Origin of the sequence: Brevundimonas sp. UBA7838 (genome assembly GCF_002500885.1) — a bacterium.
Taxonomy (GTDB): Bacteria; Pseudomonadota; Alphaproteobacteria; order Caulobacterales; family Caulobacteraceae; genus Brevundimonas; species Brevundimonas vesicularis_C.
On the sequence record NZ_DLTK01000108.1, the window covers coordinates 19,799 to 40,659 of the forward strand.

The 20,861-nt window shown below is 68.3% G+C and carries 14 protein-coding genes; 7 read left to right on the top strand and 7 right to left on the bottom strand.

The window, feature by feature from the left end; all coding sequences use genetic code 11:
• Positions 1-193: 193 nt before the first annotated feature.
• From rpoN to B3T77_RS09900, 3 genes are all read left to right on the top strand, one after another.
• Positions 194-1,693, top strand: coding sequence for an RNA polymerase factor sigma-54 (rpoN, locus tag B3T77_RS09890; protein ID WP_292079202.1), 1,500 nt, complete (start codon positions 194-196; stop codon positions 1,691-1,693).
• A gap of 74 nt (positions 1,694-1,767) precedes the next feature.
• Positions 1,768-2,412 carry a ribosome hibernation-promoting factor, HPF/YfiA family gene (gene hpf, locus B3T77_RS09895; protein ID WP_055754032.1) on the top strand — a complete coding sequence of 215 codons (645 nt, stop codon included), beginning with the start codon at positions 1,768-1,770 and terminating at the stop codon, positions 2,410-2,412.
• A gap of 78 nt (positions 2,413-2,490) precedes the next feature.
• Positions 2,491-2,958, top strand: coding sequence for a PTS sugar transporter subunit IIA (locus B3T77_RS09900; protein WP_292079205.1), 468 nt, complete (start codon positions 2,491-2,493; stop codon positions 2,956-2,958).
• 32 nt (positions 2,959-2,990) lie between these two features.
• On the opposite strand, the gene B3T77_RS09905 is transcribed toward B3T77_RS09900, so the two are convergent.
• The 5 genes from B3T77_RS09905 to B3T77_RS09925 form a co-directional block, all read right to left on the bottom strand.
• Positions 2,991-3,242: a DUF1150 family protein gene (locus B3T77_RS09905; protein ID WP_017506777.1), complete on the bottom strand. Its 252-nt coding sequence runs from the start codon at positions 3,240-3,242 to the stop codon at positions 2,991-2,993.
• 64 nt (positions 3,243-3,306) lie between these two features.
• A complete protein-coding gene (locus tag B3T77_RS09910) occupies positions 3,307-3,729 on the bottom strand; it encodes an Hsp20 family protein (protein WP_292079226.1) in 423 nt (140 codons plus the stop codon).
• 115 nt (positions 3,730-3,844) lie between these two features.
• Positions 3,845-5,173, bottom strand: a complete 1,329-nt coding sequence (locus tag B3T77_RS09915; protein WP_292079227.1) for an ammonium transporter — start codon at positions 5,171-5,173, stop codon at positions 3,845-3,847.
• 28 nt (positions 5,174-5,201) lie between these two features.
• Positions 5,202-9,713, bottom strand: coding sequence for a glutamate synthase large subunit (gene gltB / locus B3T77_RS09920; RefSeq protein ID WP_292079229.1), 4,512 nt, complete (start codon positions 9,711-9,713; stop codon positions 5,202-5,204).
• The gene (locus B3T77_RS09925; RefSeq protein ID WP_292079231.1) at positions 9,710-11,137 is read right to left on the bottom strand and encodes an NAD(P)-dependent oxidoreductase; all 1,428 of its coding nucleotides are present in this window, start codon (positions 11,135-11,137) and stop codon (positions 9,710-9,712) included. Before B3T77_RS09925 ends, gltB begins: the two co-directional genes overlap by 4 nt.
• A gap of 232 nt (positions 11,138-11,369) precedes the next feature.
• On the opposite strand from B3T77_RS09925, the gene B3T77_RS09930 reads away from it, so the two are divergent.
• The gene (locus B3T77_RS09930; protein ID WP_292079233.1) at positions 11,370-13,781 is read left to right on the top strand and encodes a membrane-bound PQQ-dependent dehydrogenase, glucose/quinate/shikimate family; all 2,412 of its coding nucleotides are present in this window, start codon (positions 11,370-11,372) and stop codon (positions 13,779-13,781) included.
• 88 nt (positions 13,782-13,869) lie between these two features.
• Here B3T77_RS09930 and B3T77_RS09935 read toward each other — a convergent pair whose 3' ends face one another.
• Both B3T77_RS09935 and proB read right to left on the bottom strand, forming a co-directional pair.
• The gene (locus B3T77_RS09935) at positions 13,870-15,132 is read right to left on the bottom strand and encodes a glutamate-5-semialdehyde dehydrogenase (protein ID WP_292079235.1); all 1,263 of its coding nucleotides are present in this window, start codon (positions 15,130-15,132) and stop codon (positions 13,870-13,872) included.
• Positions 15,129-16,286, bottom strand: coding sequence for a glutamate 5-kinase (gene proB, locus B3T77_RS09940; RefSeq protein ID WP_292079236.1), 1,158 nt, complete (start codon positions 16,284-16,286; stop codon positions 15,129-15,131). Before proB ends, B3T77_RS09935 begins: the two co-directional genes overlap by 4 nt.
• A 67-nt stretch (positions 16,287-16,353) precedes the next feature.
• Here proB and B3T77_RS09945 point away from each other — a divergent pair, with 67 nt between their 5' ends.
• The 3 genes from B3T77_RS09945 (at position 16,354) to carA (ending at position 20,859) form a co-directional block, all read left to right on the top strand.
• Positions 16,354-17,133: a ZIP family metal transporter gene (locus B3T77_RS09945; protein ID WP_292079238.1), complete on the top strand. Its 780-nt coding sequence runs from the start codon at positions 16,354-16,356 to the stop codon at positions 17,131-17,133.
• Between the two features lie 230 nt (positions 17,134-17,363).
• Positions 17,364-19,601, top strand: a complete 2,238-nt coding sequence (locus B3T77_RS09950) for a glycoside hydrolase family 3 N-terminal domain-containing protein (RefSeq protein WP_292079240.1) — start codon at positions 17,364-17,366, stop codon at positions 19,599-19,601.
• 97 nt (positions 19,602-19,698) lie between these two features.
• Positions 19,699-20,859, top strand: coding sequence for a glutamine-hydrolyzing carbamoyl-phosphate synthase small subunit (gene carA, locus B3T77_RS09955; protein ID WP_066626847.1), 1,161 nt, complete (start codon positions 19,699-19,701; stop codon positions 20,857-20,859).
• Positions 20,860-20,861 lie beyond the last annotated feature (2 nt).

Genomic DNA, 20,861 nt, shown 5'->3' on the forward strand with positions numbered 1-20,861 from the left:
AGTGAGTCCCACCGGCGCTTTCAAGACGGTGAAGAGCCGCTCCGTCACGGCGCGAAAAGCGCCGCGTCACCTCCCCATCGTTGCGCGAACAGGAGGAGACAAAAAGCGCGTTCGTCTCGCGTTAACCGGTTCGGCGACATCCTGTCCCAGCAAGTTCCGGGCCACTCGGCGGCCGGGCGGGAAGATTTCGAACGTGATCGGGCAACGGTTAGAGGTCAGGCAGGGGCAGGGGCTGGTCATCACGCCCCAGCTGCAGCAGGCGATCAAGCTGCTGCAACTGTCGAACCTCGAGCTGGAGGATTTCGTCGAGGCCGAGCTGGAACGCAATCCGCTGCTACAACGCGAGGAGCCGGAGGGCGACGCGCCCGAGCCGGTCGAGCGCGTCGAGGCGACGGCGGACGGTGAAATGTCGTTCGGCGACGGGGTCGGCCATGAGGCTGTGTCCGGCATGGATGCGGGTTCGGACGATGTCTATGGCGACGCCGCGCCGGGCGAGCGCACCAGCGACCGGATGACTGACGAAGCCCAGCCGGGCCTGTCGGACTGGTCCAGCGCCGGCAAGGGCGGCCAGATGTTCGAAGGCGAGGGCGAGCGGCCCGACGCGCACGAGCTGACCCTGTGGGAACATCTTCAGGCCCAGGCGTCGAGCGCGGGCCTGTCGCCGGCCGACCACGGCATCGCCCTGACCCTGATCGATGCGACCGACGAGGGCGGCTATCTGCGGGGGGAACTGACCGAATTCGCCGACCGGCTGGGCGTGCCGCTGGAGCGGATCGAGGCGGTGCTGAGCGTTTGTCACGGCTTCGAGCCGACCGGGATCATGGCGCGGTCGGTGCCGGAATGCCTGAAGCTGCAACTGATCGAGCGCAACCGGTTCGATCCGGCGATGGCGGCGCTGCTGGACAACCTGGACCTGCTGGCCAAGCGCGATCTGGCGGGCCTGCGCCGCGCCTGCGAGGTCGATGGCGAGGATTTGACCGACATGATCGCCGAACTGCGGGCGCTGACGCCGCGTCCGGGGGCAGGCTTCGGCGGCGAGCCGGCCCAGACGGTCGTGCCCGACGTGCATGTGCGGCCCGATCCCGCCGGCGGCTGGCGGGTCGAGCTGAACGCCGACACCCTGCCGCGCCTGTTGGTCGACAAACGCTATCACGGCCTGGTTCAGGCCGGCGCGCGATCGGATACCGAAAAGACCTTCGTCGCCGACTGCGCCGCCCAGGCCAACTGGCTGGTCAAGTCGCTGGATCAGCGGGCCAAGACCATTCTGAAGGTCTCATCCGAGATCGTGCGCCAGCAGGACGCCTTCCTGGCCTTCGGCGTCGAGTTCCTGAGGCCGCTCAATCTGAAGACCGTCGCCGACGCCATCGGCATGCACGAATCGACCGTCAGCCGCGTCACCTCGAACAAATACATCGCCACGCCGCGGGGCGTGTTCGAGCTGAAATTCTTCTTCACCGCCGCCATCCAGTCGGTGGACGGGGCATCGACCCATTCGGCCGAAGCCGTCCGTCACAAGATCAAATCCATGATCGACAGCGAAGGGGTTGAGGGTGACGTTTTGTCCGACGACCGGATCGTCGAAATCCTGAAGGAAACGGGCATCGACATCGCCCGCCGCACCGTGGCCAAATATCGGGAAGCCTTGAGGATTCCGTCCTCGGTCGAGCGCCGCCGGATGATGAAGACCCGCTGACATCCATAGCCAAGCGTGACCACAAATCGGTGATCTGGATTGACACCAAATCGGGTCGGGCGCGTTCTATCGGCATGCAAGTCCAAGTCAGCGGCAAGCAAGTGGATGTCGGCGAAGCGTTAGGCTCGCGCATCTCCCAGGAACTCGAAGACGGGGTCGGAAAATACTTCGCCCGAGGCGGTGAAGACGCCGAGGTCGTGGTGTCCAAGGACGGCCACAACTTCAAGGTGGACTGTTGGGTCCGCCTCGCGTCGGGCCAGACCCTGGTGACGACCGGAATGGGCGGTGACGCCCACTCGGCCTTCACCGAGGCGCTGGATCGGCTGGAAAAGCGGGTTCGCCGCTACAAGCGCCGGCTCAAGGACCACCACATCGGACCCAAGGGTCTGTCGCCCGAGAAGACCGAAAACGCCGCCCGCGAAGTCGCACGCAGCATCGTGCTGCGTGATCCCGACAGCGTGGAGGACGACGTCTTCGGCGACACCGGCGAGAACGACGGCCCGCCGCCGGTGGGCATGGTCATCGCCGAGACCGAGCACGAAATCCGCACCATCACAGTCGGACGGGCTGTGCTGGAGCTGGACATGACGGGCTATCCGGTCGTGCTGTTCCGCAATGCGGCCCACGGTGGTCTAGCGGTCGTCTATCGTCGTCCGGACGGCAATGTGGGATGGATCGATCCCGAACGGACGGCCAAGTCCAACGGTTCGGTGAACTAAGCCTCAGTTTGACTTCGGCGCGGTTGTCTCTAAACGGGCGGCCGCGCCGTTGTCTGCTGCGTGTATCGAGGTTGTGTAATGGACATCGGTGATCTGCTCGCGCGCAAGGGCGTGGTGCTGCGCAGCGGCGCGTCGTCCAAGCGACAGGCGCTTCATGCCCTGGCCGAGGCGGCGTCGTATGCGCTGGGCCTCGACGAAGCCCGCATCTTCGACGCCTTGATGGAACGCGAGACGCTGGGATCGACCGGGCTGGGATCTGGGGTCGCGGTGCCGCACGCGCGCCTCACCGAGGTCGAGAAGGTGACGGCGGTGTTCGTGCGACTGGATACGCCTGTGGCCTATGATGCGGTGGACGACCGGCCGGTGGATCTGATCGTCGGCCTTTTCGCGCCGCCCAAGGCCGGCGCCGAGCATCTGCGCGCATTGGCGGCGGTATCGCGCGCGCTGCGGTCGCCCGAACTGCGAGAGCAGCTCAGACAGGCGCGCACGACCGATGCGATCCGCGCCCTGTTCGTCAAGGACGGCACGGCCGCGACGGCGGCCTGAACGGCGGCGCCTGCGCGCCGCCATCTATCAGATCAATGAACGGAAACCGGCTCCAGCTCATGCGCCACGGCGGCGGCGAAGGCGGTGTCGCGGTCGATCATGACCGCCAAACGCTCGCCGTCGGCGCTGTGTACGGCATAGAGCATTTGGCCGGGGTTCAGATCCACGTCCTTGATCTCGACCGCCTCTTCAAGCAGGTCCGAGGCCTTGATCTCGCGCACATAGACGAGGTCGGGGGCGCCCAGTCCGGCAAAGTCTTCCTTGGTCATCGTCATCGGCGTCATTAGGACCGCCTCCTTCATATTTGACAACGCCCGGATCGCCGGGCGGTTCGAATGGCTGTGGTTTTCAGCCGGCCGTGATGGGAATCCGCCGCACCTGGCGTTCGGCCTCGGGCCGGATCAGGTCGACGTGCAGCAGGCCGTGCTCCAGTCGGGCGCCCTCGACCTCCAGCCCGTCGGCCAGGACGAAGTTGCGAACGAAGCCACGCGCCGCGATGCCGCGGTGCAGAAAGGCCTGTTCGCTTTTGCCCGCATCGTCGCGCTTGCCGGCGATGGTCAGCTGCCGGGCTTCCAGGGTTATGGCCAGTTCGTCCGGCGCAAACCCGGCGACGGCCAGGCTAATGCGGACGCCCGCATCGCCGATCTGTTCGACATTGTAGGGCGGATAGCTTTCGGCCGCGGCCTTGGCGGCGCGGTCGATCAGGGCGCGGGTGTGGTCGAAGCCCAGCAGAAAGGGGCTGTCGAACAAGAGGGTGCGCGTCGTCGTCATCTGGGGTCCTTGCGTCAGCGACCGAGCAGCCGGTCTCCCGCAATCGGCAAGACCGTCCGTCACAGATGAAGATGGGGGCTGGCGAGGGCGGGATCAACCGGCAGCGCCTGTGGGGTCAGTGGATGGCCTCGCCGTGCTGGGTATAGTCCAGCCCCTCGACCTCTTCGTCCTTGGTGACGCGCAGGCCCGTGGTGAACTTGCAGATCATCAGGACGACGAAGGTGCCCGCCGCGCTCCATGCGATGACGCCGACCAGGCCGACGGCCTGTTTCCACACGGTCGCCCCCTCCGACAGGGCGTTGACGGTCGTGGTGCCGAAGACGCCGGTCAGCAGGGCGCCGACGATGCCGCCCACGCCATGAACCCCGAAGGCGTCCAGGCTGTCATCGTATTTCAGCGCGTGCTTCAGCCAGACCGCGCCCGCATAGCAGGCCGGGCCGCCGATCAGGCCGATGAAGAAGGCCCCCTTGGGATCGACGAAGCCGGCGGCGGGGGTGATGGCGACCAGACCGCCGACGACGCCCGACAGCAGGCCCAGCAAGGTCGGGCGTTTGCGGTCGAACCATTCGAGGGTCATCCAGCCCAGGGCGGCGCTCCCGGCGGACAGAATGGTGTTGAAGGCGGCGGTGGCGGCCAGCGCATCCGCCGCGCCCGCCGATCCGGCGTTGAAGCCCAGCCAGCCGACCAGCAGCAGGCCGGTGCCGATGGCGCTATAGACCAGGTTGGCGGGGGCCATGTTGTCGCGCCCGAAGCCGTGACGCGGCCCCAGCACCAGGGCGCAGACCAGGCCGGCGATCCCGGCGTTGACGTGGACGACCGCACCGCCGGCGAAGTCGAGCACGCCCAGTCCGCCCAGCCAGCCGCCGCCCCACACCTGGTGACAGATCGGCGCATAGACGATCAGGTGCCACAAGCCGAAGAACAGCAGGCTGGCCGAGAACTTCATCCGCTCGGCGAAGGCGCCGGCGATCAGGGCCGGGGTGATGATGGCGAAGGTCATCTGGAAGCTGACGAACAGCAGTTCGGGCAGGCCGGGCAGCAGACTATGGGCCGTCCGGGCGGTGACGCCGTTCAGGAAGGCGGCCTGCACCCCGCCGATGAAGCCGTTGATCGCCTCCGGTCCCTTGCCGAACGACAGGCTGTAGCCGACCAGAAACCACAGGACCGAGACGATGGCGAAGGCGGTCGCCGACTGGGCGACGACGCTGATGATGTTCTTCTTCCTGACCATGCCGCCGTAGAACAGGGCCAGACCCGGCAGGGTCATCAGCAGGACCAACGCCGTCGAAGTCAGGATCCAGGCCGTCGCCGCCATGTCGATGGCCAGCGGCGCCTGATGCGCCAGCAGGGCCGGGTCCGCCAGGGTTGGGGCCGCCAGGGCCGGTGAGGTGAAGGCCGCCGCCCCGGCGACGAGCGTGACGGCGAGGGCGGCGGATCGGGTCATGGCGGCTTTCTAAGACAGGCGGCGGAGATCAGGCGGACGTCTTCAGGCGTTCCGTGCGGGCGACGATGTCGGTCAGGGGCACGATGCGGACGAAGCGGTTCAGACTGTTGTCCCAATCCGCCAGCAGACGCCGCGCCAGGGGCGAGGCCGTCGCGGCCAGATGGGCCTCGATCAGGCCCTTCAGTCGATCGGCCGCCTGTGCGTCAATGTCGGTCACGCCGGCCAGGTCGCCGTTCAGGGCGCGCTCGGCATGGCCCGGCTGGTCCAGCACGAACAGCTCGCCGCCGCTCATGCCCGCCGCCAGGTTCCAGCCGACCGAACCCAGGACGACCACGCGCCCGCCGGTCATATATTCGCAGCCGTGCGCGCCCAGCCCCTCGACCACGGCCTCGGCGCCGGAGTTCCTGACCGCGAACCGCTCGCCCGCCGCGCCGGCGATGAACAGACGGCCCGAGGTCGCCCCATACAGGGTGGTGTTGCCGCAGATCAGCTGATCCTCGCGCCATTCCGGCGTGCGGATCGAGATTTCGGCCCCCGACAGCCCCTTGCCGACATAGTCGTTGGCCTCGCCCGTCAGGTGCAGTTCCAGACCCTTGGCCGCAAAGGCGCCGAAGCTCTGACCTGCGATGCCTTCCAGCCGCAGCTTCAGCCGGCCCGCCGGGCCTTGCGCGCCGAAGCGGCGCACGATGGCCGAGGACAGGGCCGCGCCGACCGTGCGCTGGGTGTTGTTCAGCGGATAGGACAGCTCCAGCGTCTGGCCACGATCCAGGAAGCGGACGGCGTCCTTCAGCACGGCGGCGTCCAGGCTGTCGGCGATGGGCTTGCGCGTCGTCTTGTCGGCCCATTTGCCGGCCGCGCCCTCGTCCACCTGAACCAGCAGGGGGTTCAGGTCCAGGTCGTCCAAGTGCGAGCCGCCGCGACGGACCTGACGCAGCAGGTCGGTGCGGCCGATGATCTCGTCCATCGTGCGCGCGCCGATGGAGGCCAGGATCTCGCGCGTCTCCTCGGCGATGAAGGTGAACAGGTTCACGACCTTGTCGGGCGTGCCGGTGAACTTCTCGCGCAGCCGCTCGTCCTGAGAGCAGACGCCGACGGGACAGGTGTTGGAATGGCATTGCCGCACCATCAGACAGCCCATGGCGATCAGGGCGGCGGTGCCGACACCGTATTCCTCGGCACCCAGCATGGCGGCGATGACCACGTCGCGGCCGGTGCGGACGCCCCCGTCGGTCCTCAGCGTGACCGAGCCGCGCAGATTGTTCAGCGTCAGCACCTGATGAGCCTCGGCCAGGCCGATCTCCCACGGCAGGCCGGCGTGTTTGATCGAGGTCTGGGGCGAGGCGCCGGTGCCGCCGTTGTGGCCGGCGATCAGGATGGCGTCGGCGTTGGCCTTGGCCACGCCCGAGGCGATGGCGCCGATGCCCGAGGCGGACACCAGTTTCACCGTCACCCGCGCATCGGGGTTGATGGCCTTCAGGTCATAGATGAGCTGGGCCAGGTCCTCGATCGAATAGATGTCGTGGTGCGGGGGCGGACTGATCAGGGTCGTTCCGGGCACGGCGTGGCGCATCCGGGCGATGAACTCGGTGACCTTGAAGCCGGGCAGTTGCCCGCCCTCGCCGGGCTTGGCGCCCTGGGCGACTTTGATCTCGATCTCGCGGCACTGGTTCAGATATTCGGCCGTGACGCCGAACCGGCCAGAGGCCACCTGTTTCACCGCCGAGTTGGCGTCGTCGCCATTAGGACGCGGGTGATAGCGTTCGGGATCCTCACCGCCCTCGCCCGAGACCGAGCGGGCGCCGATGCGGTTCATGGCGATGTTCAGCGTCTCATGCGCCTCGGGGCCAAGTGCGCCCAGCGACATGGCCTGGGTCAGGAAGCGCCGGCGGATGTCCGACACGCTCTCGACCTGGTCCAGCGGAATGGGCGCGCCTTCGCGGAAGTCCAGCAGGTCGCGCAGGGACAGGTCGGCCTGGGCGCGGACGACCTCGGAGAACTGCTTGAAGCGGCGATAGTCGCCCCGGTTGCAGGCGTCCTGCAGCAAGTGGATGGTCCTGGCCTCGTGGGCGTGGGCCTCGCCGCCCGAACGGATCTTGAAGAAGCCGCCGATGGCGGGCGAGGGCACGGCCTCGCCCCAGGCGATGCGGTGCCGCTTCATCGCCGCCTGCTCCAGACCGGCCAGGCCGATGCCGGAGATGCGCGACGGGGCGCCGGGGAAGAACTCGGCGGTCAGGGCGCGCGACAGGCCCAGCACCTCGAACTCGCAGCCGCCGCGATAGGCGGAGATGACGCTGATCCCCTTGCGGGCCAGGGTCTTCAGCAGGCCCGCCTCGATGCCGGCCTTGTAGTTCAGGCAGGCGTCGCGCAGCGTCAGGCCGGGATACAGGCCCCGGTCCAGACGCTCCTGGAACAGGTCCTGGGCCAGCCAGGCGTTGACGGTGGTGGCGCCGACCCCGACCAGGACGGCGAAACCGTGCGGGTCCAGCGTCTCGGCGGTGCGGACCACGATCGAGCAGTAGGAGCGCAGGCCGGCCTTGGTCAGGCGGCCGTGGACCCCGGCCGTGGCCAGGATCATCGGCGCGGCCAGACGATCCGCCGAGCCGGCCTGGTCGGTCAGCACGATCAAGGCGGCGCCGTCGCGGGCGGCGGCCTCGGCCTCGTCCATGATGCGGTCCAGCGCGGCGCGCAGGCCGGCGCCCGGACGGGCCTCGTCCGAGGGAACGTCATAGCTGCAGTCGATGACCACGGTGGAGCCGGCGCCGACCGTGTCGATCATCCGCTCGTACATGCCGTTGGTCAGGACGGGACTGTCCAGCACGAAGACATCGGTCTGGGCCTCTTCCTCGGCCAGGATGTTGCCCAGGTTCTTGAACCGGGTCTTCAGGCTCATGGCGCCCGCTTCACGCAGGGGGTCGATGGGCGGATTGGTGACCTGGCTGAAGTTCTGGCGGAAGTAATGCGACAGCGGGCGGGGCAGGGCCGACAGCACGGCAGGCGGGGCGTCGTCGCCCATGGAGCCGACAGCCTCCTTGCCGTCACGCACCAGGGCGTCCAGCAGCAGGTCCAGGTCCTCGCGGCTGTATCCGGCGGCGATCTGACGACGGGTCAGGGCCTCGCCCGAGGCCGAGCGCGGCTCGGGTCCGGGGCCGATGATCGGCTCCAGATCCACCATATTGTCCAGCCACTCGGTATAGGGGTGGGCGGCGGACAGGGCGTCGATGGCCTCATGCTCGTCATAGACGCGGCCGTGCTTCATATCGACGGCGATCAGCTTGCCGGGGCCGATGTGCAGGCGGCGCTTCACCCGGCTTTCGGGGATGGGCACCAGGCCCGCTTCGGAGCCCGCCATTAGCAGACCATCGACCGTCTCGACGGCGCGCAGGGGACGCAGGCCGTTGCGGTCCTTGCCCGCCACGATCCATCGGCCGTCGGCGGCGCAGATGGCGGCCGGGCCGTCCCACGGCTCCATCACCGCGTTGCAATAGGCGTAGAAGGCCCGGTGTTCGGCGGGCATGACCACGTCGTCCTTGGCCCAGGCCTCGGGGATCAGCAGGGCCTTGGCCATCGGCGCAGGGCGACCGGCGTGGACCAGCACCTCCATGACATTGTCCAGGGCCGCCGAGTCCGACCCGCCCGGCTGAACCACCGGCTTCACCTCGCGGTCGCGGTCGCCGAAGGCCTGTGCGGCCATGCGGATTTCGTGCGACTTCATCCAGTTGAGGTTGCCCTTCAGCGTGTTGATCTCGCCGTTGTGGGCCATCATGCGGAAGGGCTGGGCCAGCTTCCATTCGGGGAAGGTATTGGTCGAATAACGCTGGTGGAAGACCGCGTAGGCCGAGACGAAGCGCGGGTCTTCCAGGTCGGGATACAGGTCGCCCAGCAACTCGGCCCGCACCATCCCCTTGTAGGCGATGGAGCGCGCGGACAGGGTGCAGATATAGACGCCGGCCAGGTTCTCGGTCTTGACCGTCTTTTCGATGCGGCGGCGGCACAGATACAGTTCGCGCTCCAGCGCCTCGCCGTCCAGCGGTTGGCCCGCGTCGTCCAGCGGCGGGGCCAGCATGATCTGCTCGATCTCGGGCCGGGTCGCGCCGGCCTTGGTTCCGACGACCGACAGGTCGATCGGCGTCTGGCGCCAGCCATAGATCCAGAAGCCGGCGCGCAGGGCCTCGGTCTCGACGATGGCGCGGGCGCGGTCCTGGGCGCCCAGGTCGGTGCGCGGCAGGAAGACCTGACCGACGCAGATGGGCCCAGGACGCAGGGACTGACCGATCGAGGCTACCTGTTCGGCGAAGAAGCCCTGGGGCAGTTCGGCCATGATGCCGGCCCCGTCGCCCGATAGGCCGTCAGGATCGACCGCGCCGCGGTGGGCCACGGCCTTCAGGCTGCGGATCGCATATTCGACCACGTCGCGGCGCGGCGTGCCGTCGATGGAGCAGACCAGGCCGACGCCGCAGGCGTCGCGCTCCGAGGCGCGGTCATAGGCGTTGCCGGCTTCCAGCCGGTCACGGGTTTGTTCGTATTTGTTCAGCCAGGTCATGCCGCGACCTCCTCGGTGCGGGTCTTGAAGTAGCGGTCGATCTCGGCGGCGGCGTCCTGGCCTTCGCGGACGGCCCAGACGACGAGCGAGGCGCCGCGCACGGCGTCGCCGGCGGCGAAGACGCCGGGCAGGCTGGTGGCGAAGCTGACCGAACCCACCTTGATGGTGCCGTCGTCGCGTAGGCGCAAATTGGCCTCATGCGCCGCGAACGGCTCGGGCGAGAAGCCCAGGGCCTCTATGACGATGTCGGCCGGCACGTCGAAGTCGGCGCCGGGAACCGGCACGATGTCGCGACGCTGGCCCGGAGCGGCCTCGGTCAGCTGCATGCGGGCGGCGCGCACGCCCGTGACCTGGTCGCCTTGCGACAGCAGGGCCTTGGGTGCGGCCAGCCATTCGAAGACGACGCCTTCTTCCTCGGCGTTGACGACTTCGCGGGCCGAGCCCGGCATGTTCTCGCGATCACGACGATACAGGCAGGTGACGCTGGCTGCGCCCTGACGGACGGCGGTCCGGACGCAATCCATGGCCGTGTCGCCGCCGCCGATGACGACGACTCGCTTGCCGCGCGCCTCGTGCCAGCCGTCCTGTTCGGCGTCGCCCAGATCGCGGCGGTTCTGATGGGTCAGATAGGACAGGGCGGCGACGGTCGAATCTGGCCCGCGACCGGGCGCCGAAAGGATGCGCGGCTGATAGACGCCCATGGCCAGAAGGACAACGTCGTGGCGGTCGCGCAGCTCCGTCAGGGTCACGTCCTTGCCGACCTCGCAGCCCAGCACGAACTGGACGCCGCCGTCGATCAGCCGGTCCACGCGACGCTGGACGACATGCTTCTCCAGCTTGAAGCCGGGGATGCCGTAGATCAGCAGGCCGCCGGCGCGGTCGTGGCGGTCATAGACCGTCACCTGATAGCCCTCGCAGCGCAGTCGGTCGGCGGCGGCCAGACCGGCCGGGCCGGCGCCGACGATGCCGACGGTTTCGCCGCGTTCGGCCGCCGGGCGGATCGGCTCGACCCAGCCGTTGGCGAAGGCCTGGTCGCCCAGCCAGGCCTCGACCGAGCCGATGGTCACGGCGTCCCAGCCGGACTGGTTCAATGTGCACGACCCCTCGCACAGTCGGTCCTGCGGGCAGATGCGGCCGCAGATTTCGGGCATGGTCGAGGTCAGGGAAGCGACGCGCCAAGCCTCGCGCGGCTCGTTCTCGGCCGACAGGCGCAGCCAGTCGGGGATGTTGTTCTGAAGCGGGCAGGCGTTCTGGCAGAAGGGCACGCCGCAGTCGGTGCAGCGCGACGCCTGTTTCTCGGCCGTCTCGGTGGAGGGCGGAATCGTGATCTCGCCGAAACCGCGTGCGCGCAGTTCGGCCGAGGCCTTGGACAGACGGCGGGGTTCGACGACGAATGTCCCGCCTTGCTTCAGGGTCTTATGCATATCTCGCATATGCCGCAAACGACGCGTTAGAGGCAAATATTATTGCCGCGAGGCGTTCTCAGCGAAACAAAAAGAATAAATCATCCAATCGGACGCGTTTCGTCGTCAAAAATTGCTGATGGTGGCCGTTTGCGCCGCAACAGGATTTTGTTCCAGGGGTGCGACAATAGGAACCGGCGCAGCTTCGAGGCGTTCGAAGGACTGATTTCAGCAGACCACAGAGAGTGCGCCCATGCCCCGATGGACAACCCCGACCGGCCTTGGGGGATGGCTGACGCTGCTGCTTGGGGTCCTGCTGGCCGTGATCGGTCTGGTTCTGTCGGTCGGTGGCGTTCAGCTCGCGATGCTGGGCGGCTCCTGGTATTATCTGATTGCGGGCCTGGCGCTGATCGTATCGGGCCTTCTGCTTGTCTATCGCGACGTGCGCGGGGCTTGGCTCTATGGCGCGGTTTTCGTCGCCACGGTGATCTGGGCGCTGTGGGAGAAGGGCCTGAACGGCTGGGCCATGATCCCGCGCCTGGTCGGGCCCTTAGTGCTGATGTTCCTGGTGCTGGCGACGCTGCCTGTGCTGCGCTCGCGCGGCGGCGGCAAGACGGCGGGCTTCGGCGCGCTTGGTCTGGCGGTCCTGACGGTCGTGTTCGGCCTCGTGGTCGGTCAGATCAACGCGCCCGGCATCGACAGCCCGGTGCCCGGCGCGCGGGGACCGTTCGGCGATCCCGCCCTGATCAAGGCCGGCCTGGACTGGCCCGCCTATGGCGGATCGGACGCGGCCCAGCGCTATTCGCCGCTGAACCAGATCAACAAGACCAACGTCGGCCAGTTGGAGCGCGCCTGGACCTTCCGCACCGGCGATCTGCCCGGCGAGCGGTTCGGCGCCGAGACCACGCCGCTGAAGATCGCAGACACCGTTTATCTCTGCTCAGGTCGCAACAAGATGTTCGCCCTGGACGCCAACACCGGTCGGCAGAAATGGGCCTATGATCCCAAGGTGGCGGACGAACAAATCCCCTACACCGCCGCCTGCCGGGGCGTGACCTACTACGCCGCGCCGAACGTCGACCAGGCCCAGCCCTGCGCGACGCGCATCATCGAAGGCACGCTGGACGGCCGGATCATCGCAGTCGATGCGCGCACCGGCGTGCCTTGCCCCGCCTTCGGAACCAACGGCGCCGTCAGCATCAAGGAAGGGATGGGCAATCCCTATCCCGGCATGGTTTCGATCACCTCGCCGCCCGTCGTCGTCCGCGGCGTCATCGTCACGGGCCATCAGGTTCTGGACGGCCAGAAACGCTGGAACGCATCGGGCGTGATCCAGGGCTATGACGTCGTCACGGGTCAGCTTCGCTTCGCCTGGGACATGATGCGTCCCGACATCACCACCGCTCCGCCGGCCGGTCAGACCTATACGCCGGGCACGCCGAACATGTGGACGACGGCGACGGGCGACGAAGCCCTGGGCCTGGTCTATCTGCCGATGGGCAACTCGGCCGCCGACTACTATTCGTCGCTGCGCCGGCCCCAGGAAAACCAGTATTCCAGCGCCCTGGTCGCGCTGGACGTTACGACGGGCAAGCCGCGCTGGAGCTATCAGACCGTCCGCCGCGACGTTTGGGACTATGACCTGGGTTCGCAGGTTACGCTGGTCGACATGCCGACCGCAGGGGGCGTGACGCCTGCGGTGATCCTGCCATCCAAGCGCGGCGAAATCTTCGTGCTGGATCGCCGCACGGGCCAGCCCCTGCACGGCGTTCAGGATCGTCCGGCCCCGCGCGGCGGCGTCGAACCGGCCCAGCGCGCGGCGACCCAGCCCTATTCGCTGTTCAACACCCTGGCCAAGCCTGACCTGCGCGAAGTCGACATGTGGGGCATGTCGCCGATCGATCAGATGATCTGCCGCATCCAGTTCAAGAAGGCGTCGTATCAGGGCCAGTTCACACCCCCGACCGCCGACCGTCGCTTCATCGAATATCCGGGCTACAACGGCGGTTCCGACTGGGGCAGCGTGGCGCTGGATCCGCGTCGCGGCGTGATCATCGCCAACTATAACGACATGCCCAACTACAATCGTCTGGTGCCGCGAGCCGAGGCGAACAAGCTGGGCTGGTTCCCCCGTGACGACCCTCGCTATCAGGCCGAGACGAACGGCGAGGGCGCCAAGGCCGAGGGCGCGGGCGATCCGCAGATGGGCGTGCCCTATGCGATCGACGTCAACGCCGGCTGGCGGATGCCCTTCACCGGCCTGCTGTGCAAGGAGCCGCCCTATGGCGGGATCCGCGCCATCGACGTGCAGAGCGGCAAGACCCTGTGGGACCGCCCGTTCGGCACGGCGCGCAAGAACGGCCCGTTCGGCATCCCCTCGATGCTGCCGCTGGAAATTGGCACGCCGAATAACGGCGGTTCGGTGGTCACGGCGGGAGGTCTGATCTTCATCGCCGCAGCGACCGACGACCTGATCCGCGCCATCGATATCGAGACGGGCAAGACCGTCTGGTCTGATGTTCTACCTGCGGGCGGCCAGGCGAACCCGATGATCTACGAACAGAACGGCCGCCAGTATCTGGTGATCGTCGCCGCCGGCCATCACTTCATGGAAACGCCGGAGGGCGATTACGTAATCGCTTATGCGCTGCCGCAGCGCGGTTGAGGTAACGCACTAATCTTCCTCTTTGCGGGAGAGGCGTGCCGACAAGCGTGTGGAGGCGGCTCGGAAACGAGCCGCCTTTCGCTCATCGTCAGGGCCTGATCTGGCCCTGGCCGCGCACCACATATTTGTAGGTGGTCAGTTGCTCGGCCCCGACCGGGCCCCGTGCGTGGAGGCGGTTGGTAGAGATGCCGATTTCGCCGCCGAAGCCGAACTCACCGCCGTCGGCGAACTGGGTCGAGGCGTTGATCAGGACGATCGCGCTGTCGACCTTCGACGCGAACCTTTCGGCGGCCTCGGCGTCGGTGGTGACGATGGCCTCGGTGTGGCCCGAACCGTAGCGTGCGATGTGGTCGGTCGCGGCGTTCAGACCCTCGACGATGTGGACCGCTAGGATCGGGGCCAGATATTCGGTGGTCCAGTCGGCCTCGGTCGCGGGCGTCATGGCGGGAACTAAGGCGCGGGCGTCGGCGTCGCCGCGCAGTTCGCAGCCGGCGGCGATCAGGTCGGCGGCGACGGGGGGGAGCAGGCGCTGGGCCGCCGCCCGGTCCACCAGCAGGGTCTCGGTGGCGCCGCAGACCGAGACGCGGCGCATCTTGGCGTTCAGGACGATGGCGCGGGCGGTCTCAAGATCGGCGGCCTCGTGCAGATAGGTGTGGTTCAGGCCTTCCAGGTGGCTGAGCACGGCCGTTCGCGCCTCGGCCTGGACGCGGGCGACCAGGCTCTTGCCGCCGCGCGGGACGATGACGTCGATGGCGCCGTTCAGCCCGGTCAGCATCAGGCCGACGGCCTCACGGTCGGGGGTGTCGACCAACTGCACCGCATCGGCGGGCAGGCCAGCCTCGGCGAGGGCTTCCGCGATCAGGGCGGCGATGGCCAGGGAGGACTGGAGGCAGTCCGAGCCGCAGCGCAGGATGGCCGCATTGCCCGAGCGGATGCACAGGGCGGCGGCGTCGGCGGTGACGTTGGGGCGGCTCTCGTAAATCACGCCCAGCACGCCGATCGGGGTGCGGACGCGGGCGATGTCCAGGCCGTTGGCGGGGGTCCAGCGTTCGGTCTCGACGCCCAGAGGATCGGGCACGGCGGCGATGGTCGCCACCGCCTCGGCCATGCCGGCGATGCGGGCGGGGCTCAGCGACAGCCGGTCGATCAGGGCCTCGGTCATGCCGTGGGCGCGCGCGACCTTCACATCGCGGGCGTTGGCGGCGAGGAGCGCGGGTTCGGCGGCCGTCAGCCTTGCGGACAGGATTTCCAAGGCGCGGGTGCGGGCGGCGGCGGGGGCTTCGCGCAGAGCTGCGGCTGCGGTGCGGGCGCGCTGACCCAGATCGAGCATTCGGGTCGAGAGGTCGGTCATCGGTCGTCCAGCACCATGTCGTCGCGGTGGATCAGGACCGAGGCCCCGCGATAGCCTAGTAGGGTCTCGATCTCGTCCGAGCGGCGGCCGCGAAGACGCGCGGCTTCGTCGGCGGCGTAGGCGGCCAGACCCACGCCGACGGCGCGACCGTTCGGGTCGATAAGACGCACGCAGTCGCCCTTCTCGAAGCCGCCGGACACGCCCGTCACCCCGGCCGGCAGCAAGCTCTTGCCCGCCTTCAGCGCCGCGACCGCCCCGGCGTCCAGCGTCAGGACCCCCATTGGCGACAGGCTGCCGGCGATCCACTGTTTATAGGCGGCCATCGGCCCGTCGGAGGCGGCGATCAGGGTGGCGCGCGCGCCGTCGCGAATGGCGCTAAACGGCGACAGGGTCTGGCCCGAGGCGATGATCGTGGCGCATCCGGCCGAGCGGGCGATCTGGGCCGCCGCCAGCTTGGTCGCCATGCCGCCGGTTCCGACGCCCGCATCGGCGTTGGCGCCCTTGCCCATGGCCAGGATGTCGGGGCTCAGAGTCTCGATCAGGGGCAAATGGGCGGCGTTGGGATCACGGCGCGGATCGGCGGTATAGAGGCCGTCCACGTCCGACAGCAGGATCAGCAGGTCCGCTCGCGCCAGCTGGGCTGTGCGCGCCGCCAGCCGGTCGTTGTCGCCGTAACGGATTTCCTCCGTCGCCACCGTGTCGTTCTCGTTGACGATGGGGATGACGCCGTGGGTCAACAGGGCCTCGACGGTCGCGCGGGCGTTCAGCCACCGCCGACGGCGTTCTGTGTCGTCGCGTGTCAGCAGAACCTGGCCCGCGATCAGGCCGTGCGGGTCCAACGCACCGGACCAGGCGGCCATCAGCAGGGACTGTCCGACCGAGGCCGCCGCCTGCTTGTCCTCCAGCCGTGCGCCAAGCGCGGGCAACCGGCCCCGGCCCAGGGCGATCGAGCCGGACGAGACGACGATGACCTCGCGCCCTTCTGCCTTCAGCGCCGCGAGATCCGAGGCGACGGCCGCCAGCCAGTCGCGCGTCGGCTGGCGCGTGGCCGCGTCGATCAGCAGGGAGGATCCGATCTTGACCACGACCCGCCGGGCGGCGCCCAGCGCCGACGCAGCGTTCGGGCCGACGGGGAGGGCGGCGCGCTGGGACATGAAGCTTTCTCTAACGCCACGGTTCGGGCTTGTCTCTTGCCGTGTCTCGCCGCAATGCAGACGGATGATGGAATCCATTTCCCCCATCGCCGCAGGCGGTCTGGGCAGTCTGGCGGCGGGCATGATGACGGCGGTGGGCGCCGTGCCTCTGCTGTTCTTCCGCAAGGCGGGGGTGCAGACCCAGAGCGCCCTGCTGGGTTTCGCCGCCGGGGTCATGCTGGCGGCCTCCTTCTTCTCGCTGATCATTCCGGGCGTGGACGTGCTGCAGGCGGGCGGGGCCAGCCAGGCGGCGGCGGCCGGCGTCCTGGGGGCGGCGGTGTTGATCGGGGCGACGGTGATCGGCCTGATGAACCGGTTCGCGCCGGTGGACATGCTGGCCATCGGACCGGCGGGATCGCGCGACCTGTCGCGGCGCATCTGGCTGTTCATCATCGCCATCACCCTGCACAATTTCCCCGAGGGGGCGGCGGTGGGCGTCAGCTTCGGCGGCGGCGACATGCATCAAGGGCTGTCCACGGCGCTCGGCATCGGCATCCAGAACATGCCCGAGGGGCTGGCGGTGTCGGCGGCGATGGCGACCCTGGGATACGGCCGCTGGCCGGCCTTCGCGGCGGCGCTGGCTTCGGGCCTGGTCGAGCCGGTCGGCGGGCTGATCGGCGCCAGCGTGGTCGATCTGCTACCCGGCGCCCTGCCGTGGGGGCTGGGGCTGGCGGCGGGGGCGATGATCTATGTCGTCACCGCCGAGATCATTCCCGAGACCCGCGAGAAGTCCAAGGGCGAGGGGTCCATGATCGGCCTGATGATCGGCCTGGTCGGTATGATGTTCCTGGACATCGCCCTGGGATGATGGCGGCGAAACGCGGCGTGACCGCGCAGCGGGGCGTTACATCGATTTACATGGCAGGCGGGGGTTGAAGCCGTCGGGGCCGAGAGGCTAGGCCTCTCGCTTCGCTGCTCGATTGTCCCCCGAAAGGAGCGCCAGCCTAAATGACGCGACCTCTCAAGCCTGCGGCTTCCCGTAGAAATTTCTTGTCTGGCCTGGGGCTTTTGGCCCTGATGGGCGCCGGAGTGTTCCCCATGCCTGTTTCCGCCCAAGCGTCCCGCACCGTCGCCCGTCACCGCCAGAAGATCGAGGATCTGATCGCGGCCATGACGGTCGAGGAGAAGGCGGGCCAGCTGAACCTGCTGGCCGATCCGTTCCGCTGGATGCCGACAGCGGTGAACCCGCTGGACGGCACGGGCGATCCGGCGCGCGTCACGGCCCTGATCCGCGAAGGCAAGGTCGGCAGCCTGTTCAACGGCATCGGCGCCGAGGCGGGCCGTCGCATCCAGCGCGTGGCGATGGAAGAGAGCCGGCTGAAGATCCCGCTGCTGTTCGCGGCGGACGTGATCCACGGCCTATCGACCATCTTCCCGGTGCCCCTGGCCGAGGCGGCGGCCTTCGACACCGAACTGGCCCGGCGCACGGCGCGGGCCGCGGCGGTCGAGACGGCGGCGTCGGCGGTTCACCAGACCTACGCCCCCATGGTGGACGTGGCGCGCGACCAGCGTTGGGGCCGCAACGTCGAGGGCGCGGGCGAGGATGTTCTGCTGAACAACCTGCTGGCCGCCGCCCGCGTGCGCGGCTTCCAGGGCGAAAAGGGTTTGGACGACCGTGACGCGGTCCTGGCCACCGCCAAGCACATGGCCGCCTATTCCGCCGCCGTCGGCGGGGTCGAATACAACACCACCGACATGAGCGAGCAGACGCTGCGCGGGGTCTTCCTGCCGCCGTTCAAGGCGTCGGTGGACGCCGGCGCCCTGTCGATCATGAGCGCCTTCAACGACGTCAATGGCGTGCCGGCGTCGGGCAGCCGCAAGCTGCTGACCGACATCCTGCGCGGCGAATGGGGCTTCGAGGGCTTCGTCGTTTCCGACTACACCTCCGAGCAGGAGCTGGTGGCCCACGGCTTCGCCGAGGACGGCCGCGACGCCGCCCGCCTGGCCTTCAACGCCGGGGTCGATGTGTCGATGGTGTCGGGCCTGTATCTGGAACATCTGCCCAGCCTGGTCGCGTCGGGCGAGGTGTCAATGGCGCGTCTGGACGAGGCGGTGCGCCGCGTCCTGAACACCAAGGCGGCGCTGGGCCTGCTCGACGACCCCTACCGCGGCACCGATCCGGTGCGTGAAAAGGCGGTGGTCGGGTCGCGCGAGCACGTCCAGCTGTCGCGCGAGGCGGGCCGCAAGTCGGTCGTGCTGCTGAAGAATGACAACGGCCTGCTGCCGCTGAAGAAGAGCCAGAAGATCGCCCTGGTCGGCCCGTTCGCCGACGACGTGGACAATGTCTGGGGGCCGTGGACCATCTGGGGCGCGCCCGAGCGACGCGTTTCGCTGGAGGCGGGCTTCCGCGCGGCCATTAGCGATCCGCAGAACCTGACCCTCGCACGCGGCTCGGGCGTCGAGACGCCGCTGGACGGCGGGATCGAGCAGGCCGTCGCCGCCGCCCGCGACGCCGAGGTCATCGTCCTGGCCATCGGCGAGGCGACCAACATGTCGGGCGAGGCCCAGTCGCGCACCGAGATCGTGGTGCCCGCGCCGCAGGTCGCCCTGGTCGACGCCATGGCGGCGCTGGGCAAGCCCATGGTCATCCTGCTGAGGAACGGCCGGGCGCTTGCGCTGGAAGGCAATGTGAAGAACGCCCAGGCCATCGTCGTGACCTGGTTCCTGGGCGAACAGATGGGCCATGCCGTCGCCGACGTCCTGTTCGGCGATCACGGCCCGTCGGCGCGCCTGCCGGTCAGCTTCCCGCACAAGTCGGGCCAGCAGCCCTATTCCTACGACCGCAAGACCACCGGCCGCCCGGCCGATCCCGATCTGGCGAGCGAGGAATACAAGGCCCGCTATCGCGAGACGACCAATACGGCGCTTTATCCCTTCGGCTACGGCCTGACATATGGCGCGATCAGCTATGGGCCGGTCGAGATGGAGAGCGACAAGCTGGCCTGGTCCGGCACGCTGGATCTGGGCGTGACCGTGACCAACACCGGATCGCATCCGGCCGAGGAACTGGTACAGCTCTATATCCACGACCGGGTCGCCAGCCTGACCCAGCCTGGCCGATTGCTGAAGGACTTCAAGCGCGTGTCGCTGAAGCCGGGCCAGAGCACGAAGGTGAGCTTCACCCTGAACGCCCGCCAACTGGGCTTCATCGGCGCGGACGAGACCTGGCGCATCGAGCCCGGCCTGTTCGACGTCTGGCTGGCGCCGCACGCCCAGGGCGGGGCGAAGGCGACGTTCCAGCTGATCGGTCCGGCGTCGATCACCGACGGTCGGTGACGCGCGCCACGTTGACGGGGCAGGCGGCAGGGCTTAACGACGCCGCCGTTTGCCTTCGGCCTTCGTATCGGCCGGATTCGATTTTAGGAGCGCGCCCATGACGACGAAGATTCTTCCGGGCGCCACCGGCGTTCTCGCGCTCGCAGACGGCACCATCCTGCAGGGCATCGGCGTGGGCGCCGTCGGCTCGGCCCTGGGCGAGGTGGTCTTCAACACCGCCATGACTGGCTATCAGGAAATCCTGACCGACCCGTCCTACATGAGCCAGATCCTGGCCTTCACCTTCCCGCACGTCGGCAATGTGGGGACCAATGTCGAAGACATCGAGCAGATGGGCGGCGGGTCCGACACCTCGGCGCGGGGCGCCATCTTCCGCGACGTGCCGACCGATCCGGCCAACTATCGCTCGGACGCCAGTTTCGACGACTGGATGAAGCGGCGCGGCGTCGTGGGTCTGGCCGGGGTCGACACCCGCGCCCTGACCAAGATCATCCGCGACAAGGGCGCGCCTCACGCCGTCATCGCGCACGACCCGGACGGAAACTTCGACCTGGAGGCCCTGGTGGCTCAGGCCAAGGGCTGGACCGGGCTGGTCGGTCTGGACCTGGCCAAGCCCGCCTCGACTCTGCAGGCGTTCGAATGGAACGAGGGTCTGTGGGACTGGCCGGAAGGTCACCCCAAGACCGAAGGCCGCAAGGACGTGGTCGTCATCGACTACGGCGTGAAGCGCAACATCCTGCGCGCTCTGGCCTCAACCGGCGCGCGCATCACCGTGGTCCCGGCCACGACGACGGCGGAAGAGGTTCTGGCCCGCAATCCCGACGGCGTGGTCCTGTCCAACGGTCCGGGCGATCCGGCCGCGACGGGCGAATACGCCGTGCCTGAAATCCAGAAGCTGGTGGCCAGCGGCAAACCGTTGATGGGCATCTGCCTGGGCCACCAGATGCTGGCCCTAGCGCTCGGCGCCAAGACGGTGAAGATGGATCAGGGCCACCACGGCGCCAACCATCCGGTCAAGGATCTGACCACCGGCAAGGTCGAGATCGTGTCGATGAACCACGGCTTCACCGTCGATCGCGACAGTCTGCCCGACGCCGTGACCGAGACCCACGTCAGCCTGTTCGACGGCACCAACTGTGGCATCGCGGTCAAGGACAAGCCGATCTTCAGCGTCCAGCATCACCCCGAGGCCTCGCCCGGGCCGACCGACAGCCTGTATCTGTTCGACCGGTTCGCCGATCTGATGGGCGATCGCTGACG